Here is a 23,519-nt window from a genome sequence, read left to right as displayed (position 1 = left end):
CGGTCAGATTCCTTGTTCGCTCAGCCACAGGTTCAGCGCCGCCAGCTGCCACAGCTTGGAGCCGCGCAGCGGAGTGAGCTGGCCGTGCGGGTTGCTCAGCAGGCGGTCGAGCATGGCCGGGTTGAACAGCCCACGGTCCTGGCTGGGGTCGGTCAGTAGCTCACGCACCCAGCCCAGGGTGGCGCCTTCCAGGTGCTTGAGGCCCGGCACCGGGAAGTAGCCCTTCTTGCGGTCGATCACCTCATGCGGGATCACCCGTCGCGCCGCCTGCTTGAGCACCTGCTTGCCGCCATCGGGCAGCTTGAAGCGCGCCGGAATACGCGCCGACAGCTCCACCAGGCGGTAGTCGAGGAATGGCGTACGTGCCTCCAGGCCCCAGGCCATGGTCATGTTGTCCACTCGCTTGACCGGGTCATCAACCAACATCACCGTGCTGTCCAGGCGCAGGGCTTTGTCCACCGCGTCGCGGGCACCGGGGCGGGCGAAGTGCTCGCGCACGAAGTCGCCGGCCGCGTCGGTTTCAAGCGCCCAGGGCGCCTGCACGGTGTCGCGGTACTCGGCGTGGCTGCGGTCGAAGAATGCATCGCGGTAAGCCGCAAAGGCGTCATCGGCGCCGTCCACCTGCGGGTACCAGTGGTACCCGGCGAACAGCTCGTCGGCGCCCTGGCCGCTTTGCACGCCCTTGCAGTGCTTGGCCACTTCCCGCGACAACAGGTAGAAGGCGATGCAGTCGTGGCTGACCATTGGCTCGCTCATGGCGCGGAATGCCGCTGGCAGCTGGTCGATGATCTCGTTTTCGGCGATGCGCAGCTGGTGGTGGCGGGTGCCGTAGTGCTTGGCGATCAGGTCGGAATACTGGAACTCGTCGCCACGTTCGCCACCTGCATCTTCAAAACCGATGGAGAAGGTCGACAGGTCGTCCACACCCGCTTCGCGCAGCAGACCGACCAGCAGGCTGGAGTCGACACCACCGGACAGCAGCACACCGACGTCGACGGCCGCGCGTTGGCGGATGGCCACGGCGTCGCGGGTGGCGTCGAGCACGCGGGTGGTCCAGCCTTCCAGGTCCAGCTCACGCTCATCCGGGTTGGCACCGTATTTCAGCTGCCACCAGGTCTGGCGCTCGACCTCGCCATGGCGGTCGATGCGCATCCAGGTGCCAGGCTCCAGCTTTTGCACGTTGGCCAGCAGGGTACGTGGTGCCGGCACCACGGCATGGAAGTTCAGGTAATGGTTGAGCGCCACCGGGTCGAGCATCGGGTCGATGTCGCCGCCCTTGAGCAGCGCTGGCAGGGTCGAGGCAAAACGCAGGCGCTCGCTGTTGCGCGACAGGTACAGGGGCTTTACGCCCAGGCGGTCGCGGGCCAGGAACAGGCGCTGGTTGTCGCGCTCCCAGATGGCCAGGGCGAACATGCCGTTGAGCTTGGGCAGCAAGGCCGCGCCCCAGGCGTGGTAGCCCTTGAGCAGCACCTCGGTGTCGCCGTCGGACCAGAAGCTGTAGCCCAGGTCTTGCAGCTCCTGGCGCAGTTCGGGGAAGTTGTAGATGGCACCGTTGAACGCCAGTGACAGGCCCAAGGTGTTGTCGACCATCGGCTGCGCCGAGCCGTCGGACAAGTCCATGATTTTCAGGCGCCGGTGGCCGAGGGCAATAGGGCCTTGGCTATGGAAGCCCCACGCATCCGGGCCGCGAGGCGCGAGGTGATGCGTTATGCGCTCTACCGCAGCCAGGTCGGCTGGGCGAGGGGCCTGGTCGATGGGGGTGAAACGCAACTCTCCTGCTAATCCGCACATAAGTCCTTACCGGTTTTTCCGTTGGGGAGGGGGTGCCCAGGATTAGGGCACCTTAAGGAACTGACCGATGTGCTTTTTGAGAGTTTTAGAACGATTTGTTATATGGGGCCGCTGTGCGGCCCAATCGCCGGCAAGCCAGCTCCCACGGGTCACGTCAGGCCTGATGCCTTGCGCGGTCCCTGTGGGAGCTGGCTTGCCGGCGATTGGCTGCGCAGCAGCCCCCGGCCGATTACTTCCCCCGAATCAGCTTACGCAAGGCAAACCGGTTCGGATGACACGCCTCTGCCACTGCTCGCGGCAACGGCAGCGGTTCACCACACACCCAGGCCGCCACCAGCTCGCCACTGAGCGGCGCCGTGATCAACCCGCGCGACCCATGCCCGCTGTTCACATACAACCCATCCAGCCAAGGGCAGGCTACATCCGGCACTTGCCGCGCATCCCGGCCCAACACCGCATAGGCCTCGGCAAACGCCTGCACATCAGCTACCGGCCCCACGATCGGCAGGTAATCCGGGCTGGTGCAACGGAATGCCGCGCGCCCCTGCAACTGCTCAGGGGCTAACTCTACCGTGCCCAATCGCTGGACCAGATCGACGGAAATCTCGTCCAGCAACGCCAGGTTGCCCTGGTGCTCGGCCAGCGTCGGCGCCAAGTCTTCGCTGTGGAAATCAAAGCTTGCGCCCAGGGTATGTTCATCACCGCGCGGCGGCGCCACGTAGCCCTCCGCACACACCACGGTGCGCAGCGCCCGGCTGCTGGCGGTGGCGGGCAAGCGGGTAATCTGCCCCCGGATACGCTTGAGCGGCAGTTGCGCGCAAGGCTCGAAACGCCTTACTTCGGCGGCACCGGCCAGAATCACCACGGGCGCGCAGGCAATCAGGCGGTCACCCGCCCAGGCCTGCCACTGCTGGTCGACCTTGCGCAGCTCCAGCACTTCCTGATGGGTGACCAGCCGAATCCCTGAGTGCTGCAGCTGTTGCTGGCACAACGCAGGTGGGTGCACCCAGCCGCCTTCGGGGTAGAACAACCCGCCGGCCGGCAAGGCCACCCCGGCGACGGCTTCAGCTTCTGTACGTTCCAACGCGTGCAGCAGGTTGGAGTCGAAAGCGGCAGCCAGCTTGCCTTGGCGCTCAGCTTCCTTGTTGTCGAAGGCCAGTTGCAGCACGCCGCAGGCATCCCAGTCGCGGCCACGCTGCAGGCGTTCAAGCTGGCGCCGGGTGTAGCCGAAACCGGACAGGATCATCTGTGAAAGTGCGGTGCCATGGGCGGACAGCTTGAGGTACAGCACCCCCTGCGGATTGCCCGAAGCTTCCTGGGCCGGCGCTTCGTGGCGCTCCAGCACGGTGACCTGCCAGCCACGCCGGGCCAGGCTGGCAGCGGTTGTGCTGCCGGCCAGCCCGGCACCGATCACCAGTGCCTCGCGTGGCCCCTGTGAAGGGGCGGGGCGCGCGTACCAAGGTGCGCCGGGGGCTGGCAGGGGGCCGACGTAGGCGCCGCTCATCACCTCCCACTTCTTGCCGATGCCTGGCACCTTCTTCATGGCGAAGCCGGCTTCGACCAGGCTGCGGCGCACCCAGCCGGTGGTGGTGAAGGTGCCCAGCACAGTGCCCGGGTGCGATAGCCGCGCCAGCTGCGCGAACAGCTCTGGTGTCCACATGTCGGGGTTCTTGGCGGGGGCGAAGCCATCGAGGAACCACACATCGATCTGCGCGTCGAGCTGTGGCAGCTGCTCGAGCACGTCGCCGATCAGCAGGGTCAGGGTGACCCGGCCATTGGCGAAGGTGAACTGCTGAAAGCCCGGGTGCACCGCCACATATTGTTCCAGCAGGGGCTCGGTGTAGGCGGCAAGTTCAGGCCACAGGCGTACTGCGCGGGCCATGTCAGCGTGGCCGAGGGGGTATTTTTCGACACTGACGAAGTGCAGGCGCGCGTCGCTGTGGGCGTGCTGGTCAAACAGTTGCCAGGCGCAGAAAAAATTCATGCCGGTGCCAAAGCCGGTTTCGCCAATCACCATGCAGCTGTGCGGCGTCAGGTTGGCAAAGCGCTCGGCCAGGCGGGTCTGGCCGAGGAATACGTGTTTGGTTTCTTCGATGCCTTCGTTGACCGCGAAATAGACGTCGTCATATTGCCGCGAGTGGGGGCGGCCCTGGTCGTCCCAGTCGATCTGGGCGTGCTGGAGGAGGGTGGACATGGTTGGCTCGGTTGCAGCGGATGGCGGGATTTTATGCCATCCGGGTTACCTGTGGGAGCGCGTTCACGCGCGAACAGGTCAGTACAGGCATAAATGAAATCCGCTAGTCTTGCTTATCCATTGAAGGAGCCAGTGCATGTTCGAATCCGCCGAAATCGGCCACAGCATCGACAAGGAGGCTTACGACGCCGAGGTGCCCGCTTTGCGCGAGGCCCTGCTCGAAGCCCAGTACGAACTCAAGCAGCAGGCGCGCTTCCCGGTGATCGTGCTGATCAACGGCATCGAAGGCGCTGGCAAGGGTGAGACGGTAAAGCTGCTCAACGAGTGGATGGACCCGCGCATGATCGATGTGCTCACCTTCGACCAGCAGACCGACGAAGAGCTGGCCCGGCCGCCCGCCTGGCGTTACTGGCGGGCTTTGCCACCCAAGGGGCGGATGGGCGTGTTCTTTGGCAACTGGTATAGCCAGATGCTGCAGGGGCGGGTGCACGGGGTGTTCAAGGATGCCGTGCTCGATCAGGCGATCATGGGCGCCGAGCGCCTGGAGCAGATGCTGTGCGATGAAGGTGCGCTGATCATCAAGTTCTGGTTCCACCTGTCCAAGAAGCAGATGAAGGCACGGCTGAAGTCGCTCAAGGACGACCCGCTGCACAGCTGGAAGATCAGCCCGCTGGACTGGCAGCAGTCGCAAACCTACGACCGTTTCGTGCGCTTTGGCGAGCGCGTGCTGCGCCGCACCAGCCGCGACTATGCGCCGTGGCACATCGTCGAAGGGGTAGACCCGAACTACCGCAGCCTGGCGGTGGGGCGCATCCTGCTGGACAGCCTGCAGGCCGCGCTGGCCAACAACCCCAAGGGCAAGCACCAGGGCAATGTCGCCCCGCTGGGCCGCAGCATCGACGACCGCAGCCTGCTCGGCGCCCTGGACATGACGTTGCGCCTGGACAAGGCTGACTATCAGGAGCAGTTGGTCACCGAACAGGCCCGCCTGGCCGGGCTGCTGCGCGACAAGCGCATGCGCCGGCACGCCCTGGTGGCGGTGTTCGAAGGCAACGATGCTGCCGGCAAGGGCAGTGCCATCCGCCGCGTGGCCGCGGCGCTGGACCCGCGCCAGTACCGCATCGTGCCGATTGCCGCGCCCACCGAGGAAGAGCGCGCGCAACCCTACTTGTGGCGGTTTTGGCGGCATATCCCGGCACGCGGCAAGTTCACCATCTTCGACCGCTCCTGGTATGGCCGGGTGCTGGTGGAGCGGGTGGAAGGTTTTTGCAGCCCGGCCGACTGGATGCGTGCCTACAGCGAGATCAACGACTTTGAAGAGCAGTTGGTGAACGCCGGTGTGGTGGTGGTGAAGTTCTGGCTGGCGATCGACCAGCAGACCCAGCTGGAGCGTTTTCAGGAGCGTGAGCAGATCCCGTTCAAGCGCTACAAGATCACCGAGGACGACTGGCGCAACCGCGACAAGTGGGACGACTATGTCCAGGCGGTGGGCGACATGGTCGACCGCACCAGCAGCGAGATTGCACCCTGGACGCTGGTGGAGGCCAACGACAAGCGCTGGGCGCGGGTGAAGGTGCTGCGCACCATCAACCAGGCGCTTGAGGCGGCGTTTGCCAAGCACAAAAAATAGCCAGGGGTTTTGGTTGCCTGTTCTGGCCTCTTCGCGGGTGAACCCGCTCCCACAGGGACTGCACAATGGCCAATCCTGTGATCATCCTGTGGGAGCGGGTTCACCCGCGAAGAGGCCAGAACAGGCTGCACACCTGCCAAGCCATGCCCCACAAGAATGACCTGATGAATTCTTTTCTCGGCACTCTTCTCCGTCACTGCCCTCCAAGCCCGTAGAATTCAGTCACCCCCACCACGGGCTTGAACGAGGACGCTATGCACACCACTTCCGGCCGCTGGAGCTATGGCCTGTTCCTGGCACTTCTGACTGCCTTGCTCTGGGGCATCTTGCCGATCAAGCTCAAGCAGGTACTGCAAGTGGTCGACCCGATCACAGTCACCTGGTACCGCCTGCTGGTTTCCGGTGGCCTGCTGTTCGCCTGGCTGGCAGCCAAGCGACGCCTGCCGTCGTTCACCCGGCTGGCACCCAGGGGCAAAGGCCTGGTAGTGGTGGCCGTGCTGGGCTTGATGGGCAACTACGTGCTGTACCTGATCGGCCTCAACCTGCTCAGCCCTGGTAGCGCGCAACTGGTGGTACAGGTCGGCCCGGTGCTGTTGCTGGTGGCCAGCGTGTTCGTGTTCCGCGAGCGCTTCAGCCTGGGGCAGGGCGTGGGCCTGGTGATTCTGCTGGCGGGTTTTGGCCTGTTCTTCAACGAGCGCCTCGAAGAGCTGCTGACTTCATTGGGCACCTACACCACCGGCGTGCTGACCATTCTGCTGGCCACCAGCATCTGGGTGTTCTACGCCCTCAGCCAGAAGCAACTGCTGACCGTGTGGCATTCACAGCAGGTGATGATGGTGATCTATCTCAGTTGTGCTGCGCTGCTCACGCCTTGGGTACACCCGCTGGAGGCGTTGCAACTGACCCCGGTGCAGGGCTGGCTGCTGCTGGCCTGCTGCCTGAATACCCTGGTGGCTTACGGCGCATTTGCCGAGGCGCTGGCGCACTGGGAGGCGTCGCGGGTGAGTGCCACCCTGGCGTTGACACCGCTGGTGACCTTTGTTGCGGTGGCACTCGCGGCACTGGTGTGGCCGGAGTATGTGCACGCCGAGGACATCAATGCCCTGGGTTATGTAGGGGCGGTGACCGTGGTGTCCGGCTCGGCGCTGGTAGCCCTGGGGCCATCGCTGGTGGCCAGTTGGCGCGCGAGGCGTGCGCGGTTGGCCCAGGTTCATTGATCGCTTGCTCCGGCCCTATCGCCGGCAAGCCAGCTCCCACAGGCTCACCACAGGCCTGAAAGATGTGGGGCCCTTGTGGAAGTTGGCTTCCCACAGGATCACCACAGGCTTGAAAGATGTGGGGCCCCTGTGGAAGTTGGCTTCCCACAGGATCACCACAGGCGTGAAAGATGTGGGGTCCCTGTGGAAGTTGGCTTCCCACAGGATCACCACAGGCGTGAAAGATGTGGGGTCCCTGTGGAAGTTGGCTTCCCACAGGATCACCACAGGCTTGAAAGATGTGGGGTCCCTGTGGAAGTTGGCTTCCCACAGGATCACCACAGGCTTGAAAGATGTGGGGTCCCTGTGGAAGTTGGCTTCCCACAGGATCACCACAAGCTTGAAAGATGTGGGGCCCCTGTGGAAGTTAGCTTCCCACAGGATCACCACAGGCGTGAATGTTGTGCGATCCCTGTGGGAGCTGGCTTGCCGGCGATAGGGCCGGGGCAGGCAATAAAGAGCTCAGCCCTTGCCACCCGGTGCCAGCATGTTCTCTGGCCGCACCCATTGGTCGAACTGCTCATTGGTCAGGTACTTCAGCTCCAATGCAGCCTCGCGCAAGGTCTTGCCTTCGCTGTAAGCCTTCTTGGCAATTTCCGCCGCCTTGTCATAGCCGATATGCGGGTTCAACGCCGTCACCAGCATCAAGCCCCGCTCCAGGTGCGCGGCCATTTGCTCGGCATCGGGCTCGATGCCCGCCACGCAGTGCAACTGGAAGTTGCGGCAGCCATCGGCCAGCAGTTCGATCGACTGCAACAGGTTGTGGATGATCACCGGCTTGAACACGTTCAGTTGCAGATGCCCCTGGCTAGCGGCAAAACCGATGGCGGCATCGTTGCCCAGCACCTGGCAAGCCAGCATCGACAGCGCTTCGCACTGGGTAGGGTTAACCTTGCCGGGCATGATCGAACTGCCCGGTTCGTTGGCCGGCAGGCGCACTTCGGCAAAGCCTGCGCGTGGGCCGGAGCCCAGCAGGCGCAAATCGTTGGCGATTTTCATCAGCGCCACTGCCAGGGTTTTCAAGGCGCCTGCCAGGCTGGTCAGCGGTTCATGGCCGGCCAGCGCCGCGAACTTGTTTGGTGCCGTCACAAACGGCAGGCCGGACTCCGCCGCCAACTCGGCAGCGATGGCTTCGGCAAAACCATTCGGGGCATTGAGCCCGGTGCCAACCGCGGTGCCGCCCTGGGCCAGTTCGCATACCGCCGGCAGGGTGGCGCGGATGGCGCGCTGGGCATAGTCGAGCTGGGCGACGAAGGCGGACACCTCCTGGCCGAAAGTGATCGGCGTGGCGTCCATCATGTGCGTGCGGCCGGTCTTCACCAGCTTTTGGTGGCGGGCCGACAGCTCGGCAAGCCCCGACGACAGTTCGGCGACTGCCGGCAGCAGCTGCTCGTGCACCGCCTGCGCCGCAGCGATGTGCATGGCTGTGGGGAAGCAGTCGTTGGAGCTCTGCGAGCGGTTGACGTGGTCGTTGGGGTGCACTGGCGCTTTGCCGCCACGGCCTTTGCCGGCCAGTTCGTTGGCGCGCCCGGCGATCACTTCGTTGACGTTCATGTTGCTTTGCGTGCCGCTGCCGGTCTGCCACACGACCAACGGGAACTGGTCGTCGTGCTGGCCATCAAGCACTTCGTCGGCGGCTTGTTCGATCAGCCGGGCGATGTCGGCCGGCAGGTCGCCGTTGCGGTCGTTGACGCGTGCCGCGGCTTTCTTGATCAGCGCCAGGGCGTGCAGCACCGCGAGGGGCATGCGTTCCTTGCCAATGGCGAAGTTGATCAGCGAACGCTGGGTTTGCGCACCCCAGTAGGCGCCATCAGGAACTTCGACCGGGCCCAGGCTGTCTGTCTCGATACGGCTCATTCTGTACTCACTCCTGTGTAGTTCGAAATCGCAGTTTAGGCCCTGATTCGACCGAGCGGTTCCGTCGCTCGTCGTGCCACTTGAGCACATCGCCACCACGGCGCAGAATGCTCTACTCTGAGGTACCCGCCTCCCTCTTCTTGAAGGAAATGCAATGACCCGTCTCCGTGTCCTTTGTGCCGCCGTTGCCCTGGCTTGCGCCAGCGGCCAGGTGCTCGCTGCCACCGCCAGCCACAACGCTGCTGCCGAGAAATTCCTGACCCTGGCCAACGCCGACAAGCTGGGCACCCCGGTGTACATGCAGGTCCAACAGATGTTCGCCCAGCGCTTCGCTCAAACCAAGGCCCCGGCCGCCAAACAGCCAGTGCTGGCAAGCTACCAGGCCAAAGCCAACGCCGCGCTGGACAGCGCCATCGGCTGGAACAAGCTGAAGCCCAAGATGGTCGACCTGTACACCCAGACCTTCACCGAGCAAGAGCTGAAAGACCTGGTCAAGTTCTATGAATCGCCGCTGGGCAAGAAAGTCCTGCGTGAAATGCCCAAGGTTACCCAGCAGTCGGCCCAGCTGACCCAGCAGAGCCTTGAGCCAGCAGTGCCGGTGGTGAACAAGCTGCTGGAAGACATGACCAAGGAACTGGACCCTAATGCTGGCAAGGCTGCCGTCCCTGCCAAGAAGTGAGCACGCCGCAATGACCATGCAACAGCGCATTGAACAACAGCTGGGCGCCCTGGCGCCGCAGCACCTGCAAGTGCTCGACGAAAGCCACATGCACAGTCGTGGTCAGGAGACCCACTACAAGGCAGTGATCGTCAGCGAGCAGTTTGCCGGGTTGAACAGCGTCAAGCGCCACCAGAAGGTGTACGCCACCATGGGTGAGCTGATGGGGCAGATCCATGCCCTGGCCATTCATACCTACACCGCCGAAGAATGGGCCAAGGTCGGCGCTGCTCCGGCCTCGCCGGTATGTGCCGGCGGCGGGCACTGAAACCTTTTTGTCGTTCTGGTAGAATCCGTACCATCCAAGGGGGCCGCTGTGCGGCCCATTCGCGGCACAAGGCCGCTCCTACAGGGATTGCACCGCCCGTTGGGTTGTGTATTTCCCTGTAGGAGCGGCCTTGTGCCGCGAATGGGGCGCAAAGCGCCCCCTGCTTTTTGTCAAACCCGGTCCGCCCCTTACGAGGGCAACCACCTGGAGAACCCGCTTCATGTCACAACCTATCGTCGTCGCGGCGCTGTACAAGTTCGTCACCCTGCAAGACTACGTCGAGCTGCGCGAGCCGCTGCTCAAGGTCATGCTCGACAATGACGTCAAAGGCACCCTGCTGCTGGCCCACGAAGGCATCAACGGCACCGTGTCGGCCACCCGCGAAGGCATCGACGGCCTGCTGGCCTGGCTGCGCAACGACCCGCGCCTGGCCGATGTCGACCATAAAGAGTCGTACTGCGACGAGCAGCCGTTCTACCGCACAAAGGTCAAGCTCAAGAAAGAGATCGTCACCCTCGGCGTGCCGGGCGTGGACCCGAACCAGGCGGTCGGCACCTATGTCGAGCCCAAGGACTGGAACGCGCTGATCAGCGACCCGGAAGTGCTGCTGATCGATACCCGCAACGACTACGAAGTGGCCATCGGCACCTTCAAGGGCGCGATGGACCCGAAGACCGAAACCTTCCGCGAGTTCCCGGAGTACATCAAGGCCAACTTCGACCCCAGCAAGCACAAGAAAGTGGCCATGTTCTGCACCGGCGGCATTCGTTGCGAAAAAGCCTCCAGCTACATGCTCGGTGAAGGCTTCGAGGCGGTCTATCATCTTAAGGGTGGCGTGCTGAAGTACTTCGAGGAAGTGCCTCAGGAAGAAAGCCTGTGGGACGGCGACTGCTTCGTCTTCGACAACCGCGTCACGGTGCGCCATGACCTGAGCGAAGGCGAGTACGACCAGTGCCACGCCTGCCGCCACCCGATCAATGCAGAGGAGCGCGCGTCCGAGCACTATTCGCCAGGTGTCAGCTGCCCGCATTGCTGGGACACCCTGAGCGAGAAGACCCGGCGCAGTGCCATCGACCGGCAGAAGCAGATCGAGCTGGCCAAGGCCCGCAACCTGCCGCACCCGATCGGTTACAACTACAAAGCCGAGGCCTGATGCATGTCTGCACGCCTGATTTATGTGATGGACCCGATGTGCTCCTGGTGCTGGGGTTTCGCGCCGGTAGCCGCCGCCCTGATCGCCCAGGCGCGTGAGGCGGGCGTTGTCACCCGCGTGGTGCCGGGCGGGCTGCGCACCGGCGGCAGCGCCCTGGACAGCTCCACCCGCAAGTACATCCTCGAACACTGGCAGGCGGTGGCCGACGCGACCGGCCAGCCATTTCGTTTCGAAGGGGCCATGCCTGAGGGCTTCGTCTACGACACCGAGCCGGCCTGCCGCGCCCTGGTCACTGCCCGTGAGCTGGACGCCGAACGCGTCTGGCCGCTGCTGGCGCTGATCCAGCGTTCGTTCTACGAGCAGGGCGTGGACGTGACCACGGCGCCGCAGCTGGTCGAGCTGGCCTCGCAGTGCGGCTTCGACCGCACCGTGTTTGCCGACACCTTCGCCCGCGCCGATACCCGCGCCGCCACCGCAGCCGATTTCAGCTGGGCCCAGGACCTGGGTATTGCCGGCTTTCCGACCCTGCTGGCCGAGCGCAATGGCCAACTGGCCCTGCTGACCAACGGCTACCAGCCGCTGGGCCGCCTGCAACCCTTGCTCGGCCGCTGGCTGCAGCAGGCCGCCTGTGCTTGATGTGCCTGGGTCACCCGACCCGGTGCCGGGCAAGCCTCACGCTGCGGGCGATCGACTGAGCTGGGCGGAAATCCGCCGCCTGGCCCTGCATCACAAGAAGAACCTCTGGTCTGCCAACCTCATCGCCGTGCTAGCGGCTTGCTGCAGCGTGCCCATCCCGTTGCTGCTGCCCCTGTTGGTGGACGAAGTACTGCTCGGTCATGGCGATGCTGCGCTGAAGTGGATGAACCACCTGCTGCCCTCCAACTGGCAGGTGGCAGCCGGCTATATCGGGCTGATGCTGGCGCTTACCCTGTGCCTGCGCCTGGCTGCCCTGGCGTTCAACGTGATCCAGGCCAAGCTGTTTGCCGGGTTGGCCAAGGATATCGTCTACCGCCTGCGCATCCGCCTGATCGAGCGGCTCAAGCGTATTTCGCTGAAGGAATACGAAAGCCTTGGCAGTGGCACGGTAACCACCCACCTGGTCACCGACCTGGACACCCTCGACAAGTTCGTGGGCGAAACCCTCAGCCGCTTCCTGGTGGCCATGCTGACCCTGACCGGCACAGCGGCGATCCTGATCTGGATGCACTGGCAGCTGGCCTTGCTGATCTTGCTGTTCAACCCGCTGGTGATCTATTTCACCGTGCAGCTGGGCAAACGCGTCAAACACCTGAAAAAGCTTGAGAACGACAGCACCGCGCGCTTTACCCAGGCGCTGACGGAAACCCTCGATGCCATCCAGGAAATCCGTGCCAGCAACCGCCAGGGCTACTTCCTTGGCCGTTTGGGCCTGCGCGCCCGTGAAGTGCGTGACTACGCCGTGGATTCGCAGTGGAAAAGCGATGCCAGTGGCCGTGCCAGTGGCTTGTTGTTCCAGTTCGGCATCGATATCTTCCGCGCCGCAGCCATGCTGACCGTACTGTTCTCCGATTTGTCGATCGGCCAGATGCTGGCGGTGTTCAGCTACCTGTGGTTCATGATCGGGCCGGTGGAGCAACTGCTCAACCTGCAATATGCCTACTACGCCGCCGGCGGTGCGCTGAGCCGCCTCAACGAGCTGCTGGCGCGCGATGACGAACCGCAGTACCCGGCCGCCAGTGACCCGTTCGCCGGCCGTGAGACGGTGGGCATCGAAGTGCGCGACTTGCGCTTTGCCTATGCCGACGAGCCGGTGCTGGAAAACCTCGACCTGTCTATCGCTCCGGGCGAAAAGGTGGCGATTGTCGGCGCCAGTGGTGGCGGCAAGAGCACCCTGGTGCAACTGCTGCTGGGCCTTTACAGCGCCCAGGCCGGGACCATCCGCTTTGGCGGTGCCAGCCTGCAGGAAATCGGCCTGGAAACCCTGCGCGAAAACGTCGCGGTGGTGCTGCAGCACCCGTCGCTGTTCAATGACACCGTACGTGCCAACCTGACCATGGGCCGCGACAGCAGTGACGACGCCTGCTGGCAGGCGCTGCGCATCGCCCAGCTGGACGCCACCATCGCCGCCTTGCCGCAGGGCCTGGACAGTGTGGTGGGGCGCTCCGGCGTGCGCTTGTCTGGCGGGCAGCGGCAGCGCCTGGCCATCGCCCGCATGGTGCTGGCCGAGCCCAAGGTGGTCATCCTCGACGAAGCCACCTCGGCCCTGGACGCCGCCACCGAGTACAACCTGCACCTGGCCCTGGCGCGCTTCCTCAGCGGCCGCACCACGCTGATCATCGCCCACCGGCTGTCGGCGGTGAAGCAGGCCGACCGGGTGCTGGTGTTCGATGGCGGGCATGTAGCCGAAGATGGCGACCACCAGCAGCTGATTGCCGAGGGTGGGTTGTACGCCAAGCTTTATGGGCACTTGCAGCAAAGCTGAATTTCAGGTGCCTTGTGCCGTCGCTGTGGGAGCGGCCTTGTGTCGCGAAAGGGCTGCAAAGCAGCCCCGGCAATTTCAGCATCAACCTTGAAATCCGGGGGCCGCGTCGCGGCCCTTTCGCGACGCAAGGCCGCTCCCACAGCGTGCGTGCAAATCCTGCGATTCCCTGTCATAAAAAACCCCGTCACGTTGATGGCAGATGGCCTACGCTGTGCTTGTCTGGGTCGATTTGCGCCTTATCTGCTCTGTGACAGGGACTCCATGAAGGGACATCGCACACTCGAAGCGCCGAAGTTGCTCGGCATCACCTGGCCCTTCATCGCCGTTGTGGTCTTTCAGGTGGCGCTGGGCAGCCTCAGCCTTTATACGCTCTCGGCCGTGCGCGCCTATGTCGCGGGCGAAAGCCTGTGGTCGAAGGCGCAGAAAGACGCCATCTATTACCTGAACCTGTACGCCGACACCCGCGACGAGAGTACCTATCAGCGCTATCGCCAGGCCATTACCGTGCCCCAGGGCGACCACCAGTTGCGCGAGGTGCTCGACCAGCCCAGCCCCGACCTGGCGGCTGCTCGCCAGGCCGTTCTGCAAGGCGGCAACCACCCCGACGATGTCGAGCGGATCATCTGGTTCTACCGTAACTTCCGCAACATCGGCTACATGCAGACAGCCATCGACTACTGGGATATCGGCGACGACTACCTGGCCAAGCTGGATGTGCTCGCCGGCGAGATGCGCCAGAGCTTTGCCAGTGGCCCGGTCGACGCCCAGGCCGTCAATGCCTGGAAGGCGCGCATCGTCACCATCAACGAAGGGGTCACGCCCGCTGCCAAAGCGTTCAGCGATGCGTTGGGCGAAGGCTCGCGCATGTTGCTGCGGGTGCTGCTGATCACCAACCTGCTGACAGCGATGTTCCTCATTACCATTGCCTGGCGCCGCTCCAGCAAGCTGCTGGCCCAGCGTCAGGCCTTCGCCACCGCCCTGCAGGCAGAGAAAGAACGGGCACAGACCACCTTGCAGGCCATTGGCGATGCGGTCATTACTGCCGACGTGGATGGCTGCATCGGCTACATGAACCCGGCCGCCGAGCAACTCACCCACTGGCAGTCTGGCCAGGCCCAGGGCCTGCCGCTGTCGGCGTTGTTCAGCCTGGTGGACGAGCAGGCCGAGGAAGATGGCCGCAGCCTGGTCGAGCAGGTGCTTAGCGGCAGCCTCAAGGGTGGTGCCGAGCATGCCCGGCTGATCCAGCGCCTGGACGGCAGCACCGTGTCGATCAACCTGGTGGGCTCGCCGATCGTCAGTGACGGCCAGCTCAGTGGCATCGTGCTGGTGCTGCATGACATGACCCAGGAGCGCCAGTACATCGCCAACCTGTCCTGGCAGGCCACCCATGACGCCCTGACCGGCCTGGCCAACCGCCGTGAGTTCGAATACCGCCTGGAACAGGCGCTGAATGGCCTTGCGCGCCAGGCCGGGCGGCATTCGCTGATGTTCCTGGACCTCGACCAGTTCAAGCTGGTGAACGACACCTGCGGCCATGCCGCGGGTGACGAATTGCTGCGGCACATCTGCGCCGTGCTGCAATCTGGCCTGCGCGAAGGTGACACGCTGGCGCGGCTGGGTGGCGACGAGTTTGGCGTGCTGCTGGAAAGCTGCCCGCCAGACCAGGCCGAGCGCATCGCCGAGCAGTTGCGCCAGATGGTGCAGAGCCTGCACTTCGTGTGGAAGGGGCGGCCGTTCGTCACCACGGTCAGTATCGGCCTGGTGCACATCGCCCAAACCCCAGGCACCCTGGAAACCTCGCTGCGTGCTGCCGACATGGCCTGCTACATGGCCAAGGAGAAGGGGCGCAACCGCGTGCAGGTGTACCACGCCGACGACAGCGAGCTGTCCATGCGTTTTGGCGAAATGGCCTGGATCCAGCGCTTGCATGTGGCGCTGGAAGAAAACCGCTTCTGCCTGTACGCACAGGAAATTGCCCCGCTGAAAACCTTCGAAGGCCCAGGCCACATCGAAATCCTGCTGCGCCTGCACGACGAAAGTGGCCGCACCATCCTGCCCAGCAGCTTCATCCCCGCGGCCGAGCGCTACGGCCTGATGACTGCGCTGGACCGCTGGGTGGTGCGCAATGTGTTCCAGGTTGTGCGCCAATGCCTGGACGAAGGCCGCGAAGGGCCGCTGTCGATCTGCGCGATCAACCTGTCGGGGTCGAGCATCGGCGATGACAAGTTCCTCGATTACCTGCAGCGGTTGTTTGTCGAGTACGCCATTCCGCCGCGGATGATCTGTTTCGAAATTACCGAAACCAGCGCGATTGCCAACCTGGGCAGTGCCATTCGCTTCATCAACGAGCTGAAGGGGCTGGGCTGTCGCTTCTCGCTCGATGACTTCTGCGCCGGCATGTCGTCGTTCGCCTACCTCAAGCATTTACCCGTGGATTACCTGAAGATCGACGGCAGTTTCGTCAAGGACATGCTCGATGACCCGGTCAACCGGGCCATGGTAGAGGTCATCAACCACATCGGCCATGTCATGGGCAAACGCACCATAGCCGAGTTCGTCGAAACACCCTTGATCGAGCAGGCCCTGCAGGAAATCGGCGTGGATTACGCCCAGGGTTACCTGATCGAACGCCCCCAGGTGTTCACCTGTGACAGTCTGCAGCGCCAACGGATCGCCGCCCGGCCTCTGTTGCAGCGGGCGCCTGGCACGTTTCGCTAGCGAGAAATCACAAGGATCAAGGAGCTGAAAGTGATTGATGCATTCGTTCGTATCGGGCCTTTGATGGACCCCGCCAGCTATCCCCAATGGGCCCAGCAACTGATTGAAGACTGCCGCGAGAGCAAGCGCCGGGTGGTGGAGCATGAGTTCTACGCGCGCCTGCGCGACGGCCAGCTCAAGCAGTCGACCATTCGTCAGTACCTGATCGGCGGCTGGCCGGTGGTGGAGCAGTTCTCGCTGTACATGGCCCATAACCTGACCAAGACCCGCTATGGCCGCCATCAGGGCGAAGACATGGCGCGGCGCTGGCTGATGCGCAATATCCGGGTTGAGCTCAACCATGCCGACTACTGGGTGAACTGGTGCCAGGCCCATGGTGTGCACCTGCATGAGCTGCAGGCCCAGGAAGTGCCCCCCGAGCTGAACGGCCTGAACGACTGGTGCTGGCGCGTGTGTGTCACCGAGAACCTGGCCATTTCCATGGCGGCGACCAACTACGCCATCGAAGGTGCGACCGGGGAATGGTCGGCGGTGGTGTGCTCGACCGATACCTACGCCCAGGGCTTCCCGGAAGACCAGCGCAAGCGGGCGATGAAATGGCTGAAGATGCATGCCCAGTATGACGATGCGCACCCGTGGGAGGCGCTGGAAATCATCTGTACCCTGGCCGGCGAGAACCCGACCCTGGGGCTGCGTACCGAGTTGCGCAGGGCTATTTGCAAGAGTTATGACTGCATGTACCTGTTCCTGGAGCGGTGCATGCAGCTGGAAGGGCGCCAGCAAGGCCGTTTGCGCCCGGCGTTGGCGGCGGGCTGATCATCCGCCTGTACCGGCCCTATCGCCGGCAAGCCAGCTCCCACAGGATCACCACAGGCCAGGGCAATGTGCAATCCCTGTGGGAGCTGGCTTGCCGGCGATAGGGCCAGTACAGGCAAAAGGCTTATTGGGCGTTGAGCGCCTGCCCGTTCACTGCCTTGCTGTCGGGCCCCATCAGGTACAGGTACACCGGCATGATCTCTTCAGGCAGCGGGTTGTTCTGCGGGTTTTCGCTGGGGTAGGCCTGGGCCCGCATCGCCGTGCGCGTGGCGCCCGGGTTGATGCTGTTGGAGCGCACGGGTGCCACGCCTTCCAGTTCGTCGGCCAGGGTCTGCATCAGGCCCTCGGTGGCGAACTTCGACACGCCATAAGCGCCCCAGTAAGCCCGGCCTTTGCGCCCGACGCTGCTGCTGGTGAACACCACGGAGGCGTCTTCCGACAGTTTCAGCAGTGGCAGCAGGGTGCTGGTGAGCATGAAGGTGGCATCGACGTTGATGTGCATCACGCGCATGAAGTTGTCGCCCGACAACTGCTCCAGCGGCGTGCGCGGGCCAATGATCGAGGCGTTGTTCAGCAGGCCGTCCAGGCGGCCGAACTGGTCTTCGATCATCACTGCCAGCTCGTCGTACTGGTGGGGCAGGGCGGTTTCCAGGTTGAACGGGATGACCACCGGTTGGGGGTGCCCGGCGGCTTCGATCTCGTCGTAGACCTCGTTCAGGTTGGCTTCGGTCTTGCCCAGCAGTAGCACGGTGGCGCCCACTGCCGCGTAAGCCTTGGCGGCCGCAGCACCAATGCCGCGGCCGGCGCCGGTAACCAGGATGACCCGGCCTTGCAGCAGGTCGGGACGGGCGGTGTAGTCGAACATTGTGTATTCCCTGTCTCTAGTTCAGCAGCCACACAGCGCGCTGTCGATCACTTTGCGCAGTTCCAGCGGGTGGTCCACCACCACGTCGGCACCCCAGTTGTTGGGGTTGTCCTCTGGATGAATATAGCCGTAGCGCACCGCTGCCGTGCGGGTGCCGGCGTCGCGGCCAGACTCGATGTCGCGCAGATCGTCGCCGACGAACAGCACAGTGGCAGGGTCCAGGCCCAGCGTCGTGCAGGCCAGGGTCAGTGGCTCGGGGTCTGGCTTGCTGTTTTTCACGTGGTCCGGGCAGATCAGCAGTGCCGAGCGCTCGGCCAGGCCCAGCCGCTGCATGATCGGCTCGGCGAAGCGCACCGGCTTGTTGGTGACCACGCCCCACAGCAGGTTGCCTTTCTCGATGTCGGCCAGCAGCTCGGCCATGCCGTCGAACAGCTTGCTGTGTACCGCGCAGTCGCGCTGGTAGCGCTCCAGAAACTCCAGGCGCAGGGCCTCGAAGCCTTCGGCTTCCGGGTCCATGGCAAACGTGGTGGCAACCATGGCGCGGGCGCCACCAGAGATCACGCCACGGATCAGGTTGTCGTCAATGGCCGGCAGGCCGCGCTCGGCGAGCATGGCCTGGCAGATGGCGATAAAGTCCGGCGCCGTGTCGAGCAAGGTGCCGTCCATGTCGAAGAGTACTGCTCGCAAACGCATGCTCATTCCTCGCGCAGGGTCTGGATCATGTAGTTGACGTCGACGTCGCTGTTGAGCTTGTAGTGCTTGGTCAGCGGGTTGTAGGTGAGGCCGATGATGTCCTTCACCTGCAGGCCGGCATCGCGGCTCCAGGCGCCCAGTTCGGATGGGCGGATGAACTTCTTGAAGTCATGGGTGCCGCGCGGCAGCATCTTCAGGATGTACTCGGCGCCGACGATGGCCAGCAGGTAGGCCTTGGGGTTGCGGTTGATGGTGGAGAAGAACACCTGGCCGCCAGGCTTGACCATGCGGTAGCAGGCGCGAATCACCGAGGATGGGTCGGGCACGTGCTCGAGCATTTCCAGGCAGGTGACCACGTCGAACTGTTCAGGCATTTCTTCGGCCAGGGCTTCGGCGGTGATCTGCCGGTATTCCACCTGTACGCCCGACTCCAGCTGGTGCAGCTGGGCCACGGCCAGGGGTGCCTCGCCCATGTCGATACCGGTCACCGTGGCGCCGCGCAGGGCCATGGCTTCGCTGAGGATGCCGCCGCCGCAGCCTACGTCCAGCACTTTCTTGCCGGCCAGGTTGGCCCGCTCGTCGATCCAGTTGACGCGCAGCGGGTTGATTTCGTGCAGCGGCTTGAACTCGCTTTCGCGGTCCCACCAGCGGTGGGCCAGCGCTTCGAACTTGGCGATTTCGGCGCGGTCGACGTTGCTCATTGAACAGTCCTCTGAAACTTCGCAAAATTGCGCCGGAGTATACCCGAGCGCTCGGCCCCCAGGCTCGCTATAATCGCCGGCTTTTGACATGCGAACCACGGGGAGAGGCGATGCGCGAGCGACTTTTGGCGGCGGAGAAGGTGACCGGGATCCGCTGGCAGGGCGGCATCTTGCACCTGCTCGACCAGCGCCTGCTGCCGTCGGAAGAACGCTGGCTGGCCTGCGACAATGTCGCGCAGGTGGCGGCGGCAATCCGCGACATGGCAGTGCGCGGCGCCTCGGCCATCGGCATTGCTGCCGCCTACGGCCTGGTACTGGCCCTGGAAGAGCGGCTGGCAGAAGGTGGCGACTGGGAAATGGACCTTGAAGAGGACTTTCTCACCCTTGCCGAAGCACGCCCCACGGCGGCCAACCTGTTCTGGGCGCTGAACCGCATGCGTGAGCGCCTGCTGCGTCTACGCCCGGATGAAGACGTGCTGGCAGCGCTGGAGGCAGAAGCCGTTGCCGTCCACGAAAGCGACCGTGAAGCCAACCTGACCATGGCCCAGCAAGGCATCGAGCTGATCCGCCGTCATCAGGGCAATGCCCAGACGCTGCTTACCTACGGCAATGCCGGTGCCCTGGCCAGTGGCGGTTTCGGCACTGCGCTGGGGGTTATCCGCGCCGGCTACCTGGAGGGCATGGTGGAGCGGGTGTATGCCGGCGAAACTCGCCCTTGGCTGCAAGGCTCGCGCCTGACGGCCTGGGAGCTGGCCAACGAGGGAATTCCGGTGACCCTGTGCGCCGATTCGGCGCTGGCGCATCTGATGAAGACCAAGGGCATCACCTGGGTGGTGGTGGGCGCGGACTGCATCGCTGCCAATGGCGACGTGGCCAGCAAGATTGGCACCTACCAGTTGGCGGTCAGCGCCATGCACCATGGTGTGCGCTTCATGGTGGTGGCGCCGAGTACCAGCATCGACCTGAACCTGGCCACCGGCGAGGATATCCCGCTGGAAGAGCGTGACGCCGACGAGTGGCTGGACTTTGGCGGTGCCCCGGCGGTACGGGATGTGCAGGTATTCAACCCGGTGTTCGACGTGACCCCGGCCGACCTGATTGACGTTATCGTGACCGAGCGGGGCGTTGTCGAGCGCCCGGATACCGCCAAACTGGCCCAGTTGATTTGCCGCAAGCGTCTGCACTGATACCTCGGTAGAACGCGTACTTTGTGGGAGCGGCCTTGCGTCGCGATAGGGCCGCAAAGCGGCCCCGGGATGTCGGCGAAGAAGCAAAAATTGCCGGGGCTGCTGCGCAGCCCTTTCGCGACACAAGGCCGCTCCCACAATGACCGTGTACTGCCGTTCAGATCTCCCCACCGCCCCCGCCTTTGTGATAACATCCGGCAGTTTCCAAGACCGCCCATCACGGCGGCCTTCATTGCGCAGATCCATGGCACAACTCATTGATTTGTCGTAAGTCGTCGCACGCTTCTACGCTGCGGCGGCGAGCTTCGTTCGGCCCTTGATGGAGCTGCGAAGTTTCACCAGAAAAAGGAATCAGGCTTCTCATGGGCGAACTGGCCAAAGAAATCCTCCCGGTCAATATCGAAGACGAACTGAGACAGTCTTACCTCGACTACGCGATGAGCGTGATTGTCGGGCGAGCGCTGCCCGATGCGCGTGACGGCTTGAAGCCCGTGCATCGTCGCGTTCTCTATGCGATGAGCGAACTGGGCAACGACTGGAACAAGCCGTACAAGAAATCCGCCCGTGTGGTCGGTGACGTGATCGGTAAGTACCACCCGCACGGCGACACTGCGGTCTACGACACCATCGTGCGTATGGCCCAGCCGTTCTCGCTGCGTTACCTGCTGGTCGACGGCCAGGGCAACTTCGGTTCGGTGGACGGCGACAACGCCGCAGCCATGCGATACACCGAAGTGCGCATGACCAAGCTGGCGCACGAGCTGCTGGCCGACCTGCACAAGGAAACCGTCGACTGGGTGCCCAACTACGACGGCACCGAGCAGATCCCGGCGGTCATGCCGACCCGTATTCCCAACCTGCTGGTCAACGGTTCCAGCGGTATCGCCGTGGGCATGGCGACCAACATTCCGCCACACAACCTCGGTGAAGTCATCGACGGCTGCCTGGCGCTGATCGACAATCCGGAAGTCACCATCGATGAACTGATGCAGTTCATCCCTGGGCCAGACTTCCCGACTGCCGGCATCATCAACGGTCGCCAAGGCATCATCGAGGCCTATCGCACCGGTCGTGGCCGCATCTACATGCGCGCCCGCTCCGAAATCGAAGACATCGACAAGGTGGGCGGCCGTCAGCAGATCGTCGTCACCGAGCTGCCGTACCAGCTGAACAAAGCGCGCCTGATCGAAAAGATCGCCGAGCTGGTTAAAGAGAAGAAGATCGAAGGCATCACCGAGCTGCGCGACGAGTCCGACAAGGACGGTATGCGCATCGTCATCGAGCTGCGTCGCGGCGAGGTGCCGGAGGTGGTGCTTAACAACCTCTACCAGCAAACCCAGCTGCAGAGCGTGTTTGGCATCAACGTGGTCGCCCTGATCGACGGTCGTCCGCGCCTGCTCAACCTCAAGGACCTGCTCGAAGCGTTCGTCCGTCACCGCCGTGAAGTGGTGACCCGCCGCACCGTATTCGAGTTGCGCAAGGCCCGTGAGCGTGGCCACATCCTTGAAGGCCAGGCGGTTGCGCTGTCCAACATCGACCCGGTCATCGCCCTGATCAAGGCTTCGCCGACCCCGTCCGAGGCCAAGGAAGCCCTGGTTTCCACGCCGTGGGAATCCAGTGCCGTGCAGGTCATGGTCGAGCGCGCCGGCGCCGATTCCTGCCGCCCTGAAGACCTGCCTGAGCAGTACGGCCTGCATGAGGGCAAGTACTTCCTGTCGCCGGAGCAGGCCCAGGCCATTCTCGACCTGCGCCTGCACCGCCTGACCGGCCTGGAGCACGAGAAGCTGCTGGCCGAGTACCAGGAAATCCTCGAGCAGATCGGCGAGCTGATCCGCATCCTCAGCAGCGCCGAGCGCCTGATGGAAGTGATCCGCGAAGAGCTGGAAGCCATACGTGCCGAGTACGGCGATGTGCGCCGCACCGAAATCCTGAATGCCAGCCACGACCTCAACTACGGCGACATGATCCCGGAAGAAGAGCGCGTGGTTACCATCTCCCACGGTGGTTATGCCAAGACCCAGCCATTGTCCGCTTACCAGGCCCAGCGCCGTGGCGGCAAAGGCAAGTCGGCAACCGGCGTGAAGGACGAGGACTACATCGAGCACCTGTTGGTTGCCAACAGCCATGCCACCCTGTTGCTGTTCTCCAGCAAGGGCAAGGTGTACTGGAAGAAGACCTACGAAATCCCCGAAGCCTCCCGCGCTGCCCGTGGTCGCCCGCTGGTCAACCTGCTGCCGCTGGAGGAGGGTGAGCGCATCACCGCCATGCTGCAGATCGACCTCGAAGCGCTGCAGCAGAACGCCGACCTCGACGAAGAACTGGAAGACGCTGATGACACCGTGCTCGAGGGTGAGCTGGTAGAGGCCGAGGAAGTCGACGAAGAAGACGGCGACACCGCAGAATGGGTGGCAGAGCCGACTGGCGCTTACATCTTCATGGCCACCGCCTCCGGTACCGTCAAGAAGACCCCGCTGGTGCAGTTTGCCCGTCCGCGCTCCAACGGCCTGATCGCCTTGAAGCTGAAGGAAGGCGACACCCTGATCGCGGCGGCCATCACCGACGGCGCCAAGGAAGTCATGATGTTCTCCGACGCCGGCAAGGTCATCCGCTTCGCCGAAAGCGTCGTGCGTGAAATGGGCCGTACGGCCCGCGGTGTGCGCGGCATGAAACTGGGCAAAGGCCAGCAGATCATTTCGATGCTGATCCCGGAGTCCGGCGCGCAGATCCTCACTGCCTCCGAGCGTGGCTTCGGCAAGCGCACCCCGCTGTCCAAGTTCCCGCGTCGCGGCCGTGGTGGTCAGGGCGTGATCGCCATGGGGACCAAGGGGCGCAACGGTCTGCTGGTCGGTGCTATCCAGGTGCAGGAAGGCGAGGAGATCATGCTGATTTCCGACCAGGGCACGCTGGTGCGTACCCGGGTTGGCGAGGTGTCCAGCCTGAGCCGTAACACCCAGGGTGTTACGCTGATCAAGCTGGCGGCTGACGAAACGCTGGTGGGCCTGGAGCGTATCCAGGAGCCGTCCGAGGACGAACTCGATGATGTGATCGAGACGGACGAGGAGGGCGTCGAGGCTGAAGCGCCAGACAATGAAGACGCTGCGGGTGCCGAAGAGGCCCCGCAGGAGTAAGCAAGCGTAAACCCGAACGGGGCGACCAAGGTCGCCCCGTTTGACTGATTAGACGTGGCAACGTCCTCGAGGGCGGTGCAATA

At 63.8% G+C, this 23,519-nt stretch carries 17 protein-coding genes; 11 read left to right on the top strand and 6 right to left on the bottom strand.

All coding sequences use genetic code 11. The features are described 5' to 3' along the window. Positions 1–3: 3 nt before the first annotated feature. Together ACN6NG_RS22715 and mnmC are read right to left on the bottom strand one after the other, a co-directional pair. Positions 4–1,791, bottom strand: coding sequence for an N-acetylglutaminylglutamine amidotransferase (locus ACN6NG_RS22715; RefSeq protein WP_474316344.1), 1,788 nt, complete (start codon positions 1,789–1,791; stop codon positions 4–6). A 229-nt stretch (positions 1,792–2,020) separates the two neighbouring features. Then, the gene (mnmC, locus tag ACN6NG_RS22710) at positions 2,021–3,985 is read right to left on the bottom strand and encodes a bifunctional tRNA (5-methylaminomethyl-2-thiouridine)(34)-methyltransferase MnmC2/FAD-dependent 5-carboxymethylaminomethyl-2-thiouridine(34) oxidoreductase MnmC1 (RefSeq protein ID WP_474316342.1); all 1,965 of its coding nucleotides are present in this window, start codon (positions 3,983–3,985) and stop codon (positions 2,021–2,023) included. A gap of 136 nt (positions 3,986–4,121) precedes the next feature. Here mnmC and pap point away from each other — a divergent pair, with 136 nt between their 5' ends. Continuing rightward, positions 4,122–5,615, top strand: a complete 1,494-nt coding sequence (gene pap, locus ACN6NG_RS22705; RefSeq protein WP_474316340.1) for a polyphosphate:AMP phosphotransferase — start codon at positions 4,122–4,124, stop codon at positions 5,613–5,615. A 254-nt stretch (positions 5,616–5,869) separates the two neighbouring features. Continuing rightward, complete coding sequence (locus ACN6NG_RS22700; RefSeq protein WP_474316338.1) at positions 5,870–6,832, top strand: DMT family transporter; 963 nt, start codon at positions 5,870–5,872, stop codon at positions 6,830–6,832. Between the two features lie 501 nt (positions 6,833–7,333). Here the strand turns inward: ACN6NG_RS22700 and ACN6NG_RS22695 are convergent. Continuing rightward, positions 7,334–8,728 (bottom strand): class II fumarate hydratase, encoded by a 1,395-nt coding sequence (locus ACN6NG_RS22695; protein WP_059395304.1) that lies wholly within the window; start codon positions 8,726–8,728, stop codon positions 7,334–7,336. Positions 8,729–8,882: 154 nt separating this feature from the next. Between ACN6NG_RS22695 and ACN6NG_RS22690 the strand changes: the two genes are divergently transcribed. The 7 genes from ACN6NG_RS22690 to ACN6NG_RS22660 all read left to right on the top strand — a co-directional run bounded on the left by ACN6NG_RS22690 (position 8,883) and on the right by ACN6NG_RS22660 (position 16,862). Further along, entirely contained in the window at positions 8,883–9,407 is a 525-nt protein-coding gene (locus ACN6NG_RS22690; protein WP_019473006.1) for a DUF2059 domain-containing protein, read from the top strand. A gap of 10 nt (positions 9,408–9,417) precedes the next feature. Next, the gene (locus ACN6NG_RS22685; protein WP_132844560.1) at positions 9,418–9,714 is read left to right on the top strand and encodes a BolA family protein; all 297 of its coding nucleotides are present in this window, start codon (positions 9,418–9,420) and stop codon (positions 9,712–9,714) included. 220 nt (positions 9,715–9,934) lie between these two features. After that, positions 9,935–10,867, top strand: a complete 933-nt coding sequence (gene trhO / locus ACN6NG_RS22680) for an oxygen-dependent tRNA uridine(34) hydroxylase TrhO (protein WP_474316334.1) — start codon at positions 9,935–9,937, stop codon at positions 10,865–10,867. Positions 10,868–10,870: 3 nt separating this feature from the next. Beyond that, on the top strand, positions 10,871–11,503 hold the full coding sequence (locus tag ACN6NG_RS22675) for a DsbA family protein (protein WP_474316331.1): 633 nt from the start codon (positions 10,871–10,873) through the stop codon (positions 11,501–11,503). Beyond that, positions 11,496–13,328, top strand: coding sequence for an ABC transporter ATP-binding protein (locus ACN6NG_RS22670; RefSeq protein ID WP_474316328.1), 1,833 nt, complete (start codon positions 11,496–11,498; stop codon positions 13,326–13,328). Before ACN6NG_RS22675 ends, ACN6NG_RS22670 begins: the two co-directional genes overlap by 8 nt. A 261-nt stretch (positions 13,329–13,589) precedes the next feature. Then, a complete protein-coding gene (locus ACN6NG_RS22665; protein ID WP_474316327.1) occupies positions 13,590–16,046 on the top strand; it encodes an EAL domain-containing protein in 2,457 nt (818 codons plus the stop codon). 30 nt (positions 16,047–16,076) lie between these two features. Next, positions 16,077–16,862 carry a TenA family transcriptional regulator gene (locus ACN6NG_RS22660; RefSeq protein ID WP_474316325.1) on the top strand — a complete coding sequence of 262 codons (786 nt, stop codon included), beginning with the start codon at positions 16,077–16,079 and terminating at the stop codon, positions 16,860–16,862. A gap of 124 nt (positions 16,863–16,986) precedes the next feature. Here the strand turns inward: ACN6NG_RS22660 and ACN6NG_RS22655 are convergent, their stop codons facing one another. The 3 genes from ACN6NG_RS22655 to ubiG are packed head-to-tail and all read right to left on the bottom strand — an operon-like array spanning position 16,987 to position 19,121. Beyond that, complete coding sequence (locus ACN6NG_RS22655; protein ID WP_059395299.1) at positions 16,987–17,727, bottom strand: YciK family oxidoreductase; 741 nt, start codon at positions 17,725–17,727, stop codon at positions 16,987–16,989. Positions 17,728–17,748: 21 nt separating this feature from the next. Continuing rightward, positions 17,749–18,420 carry an N-acetylmuramic acid 6-phosphate phosphatase MupP gene (mupP, locus tag ACN6NG_RS22650; protein WP_016501017.1) on the bottom strand — a complete coding sequence of 224 codons (672 nt, stop codon included), beginning with the start codon at positions 18,418–18,420 and terminating at the stop codon, positions 17,749–17,751. Positions 18,421–18,422: 2 nt separating this feature from the next. Beyond that, positions 18,423–19,121 (bottom strand): bifunctional 2-polyprenyl-6-hydroxyphenol methylase/3-demethylubiquinol 3-O-methyltransferase UbiG, encoded by a 699-nt coding sequence (ubiG, locus tag ACN6NG_RS22645; protein ID WP_016501016.1) that lies wholly within the window; start codon positions 19,119–19,121, stop codon positions 18,423–18,425. 110 nt (positions 19,122–19,231) lie between these two features. On the opposite strand from ubiG, the gene mtnA reads away from it, so the two are divergent. Beyond that, a complete protein-coding gene (mtnA, locus tag ACN6NG_RS22640) occupies positions 19,232–20,308 on the top strand; it encodes an S-methyl-5-thioribose-1-phosphate isomerase (protein WP_016501015.1) in 1,077 nt (358 codons plus the stop codon). Positions 20,309–20,670: 362 nt separating this feature from the next. Next, entirely contained in the window at positions 20,671–23,436 is a 2,766-nt protein-coding gene (gene gyrA, locus ACN6NG_RS22635) for a DNA gyrase subunit A (RefSeq protein WP_059395298.1), read from the top strand. Positions 23,437–23,519 lie beyond the last annotated feature (83 nt).

The organism is Pseudomonas sp. TSO6 (assembly GCF_056098905.1).
This window is presented reverse-complemented; position numbering and strand designations above follow the sequence as displayed.

Coding starts and splice junctions, on each gene's coding strand:
- ACN6NG_RS22715 (WP_474316344.1), bottom strand. CDS start 1,791: ATGTGCGGATTAGCAGGAGAGTTGCGTTTCACCCCCATCGACCAGGCC.
- mnmC (WP_474316342.1), bottom strand. CDS start 3,985: ATGTCCACCCTCCTCCAGCACGCCCAGATCGACTGGGACGACCAGGGC.
- pap (WP_474316340.1), top strand. CDS start 4,122: ATGTTCGAATCCGCCGAAATCGGCCACAGCATCGACAAGGAGGCTTAC.
- ACN6NG_RS22700 (WP_474316338.1), top strand. CDS start 5,870: ATGCACACCACTTCCGGCCGCTGGAGCTATGGCCTGTTCCTGGCACTT.
- ACN6NG_RS22695 (WP_059395304.1), bottom strand. CDS start 8,728: ATGAGCCGTATCGAGACAGACAGCCTGGGCCCGGTCGAAGTTCCTGAT.
- ACN6NG_RS22690 (WP_019473006.1), top strand. CDS start 8,883: ATGACCCGTCTCCGTGTCCTTTGTGCCGCCGTTGCCCTGGCTTGCGCC.
- ACN6NG_RS22685 (WP_132844560.1), top strand. CDS start 9,418: ATGACCATGCAACAGCGCATTGAACAACAGCTGGGCGCCCTGGCGCCG.
- trhO (WP_474316334.1), top strand. CDS start 9,935: ATGTCACAACCTATCGTCGTCGCGGCGCTGTACAAGTTCGTCACCCTG.
- ACN6NG_RS22675 (WP_474316331.1), top strand. CDS start 10,871: ATGTCTGCACGCCTGATTTATGTGATGGACCCGATGTGCTCCTGGTGC.
- ACN6NG_RS22665 (WP_474316327.1), top strand. CDS start 13,590: ATGAAGGGACATCGCACACTCGAAGCGCCGAAGTTGCTCGGCATCACC.
- ACN6NG_RS22655 (WP_059395299.1), bottom strand. CDS start 17,727: ATGTTCGACTACACCGCCCGTCCCGACCTGCTGCAAGGCCGGGTCATC.
- mupP (WP_016501017.1), bottom strand. CDS start 18,420: ATGCGTTTGCGAGCAGTACTCTTCGACATGGACGGCACCTTGCTCGAC.
- ubiG (WP_016501016.1), bottom strand. CDS start 19,121: ATGAGCAACGTCGACCGCGCCGAAATCGCCAAGTTCGAAGCGCTGGCC.
- mtnA (WP_016501015.1), top strand. CDS start 19,232: ATGCGCGAGCGACTTTTGGCGGCGGAGAAGGTGACCGGGATCCGCTGG.
- gyrA (WP_059395298.1), top strand. CDS start 20,671: ATGGGCGAACTGGCCAAAGAAATCCTCCCGGTCAATATCGAAGACGAA.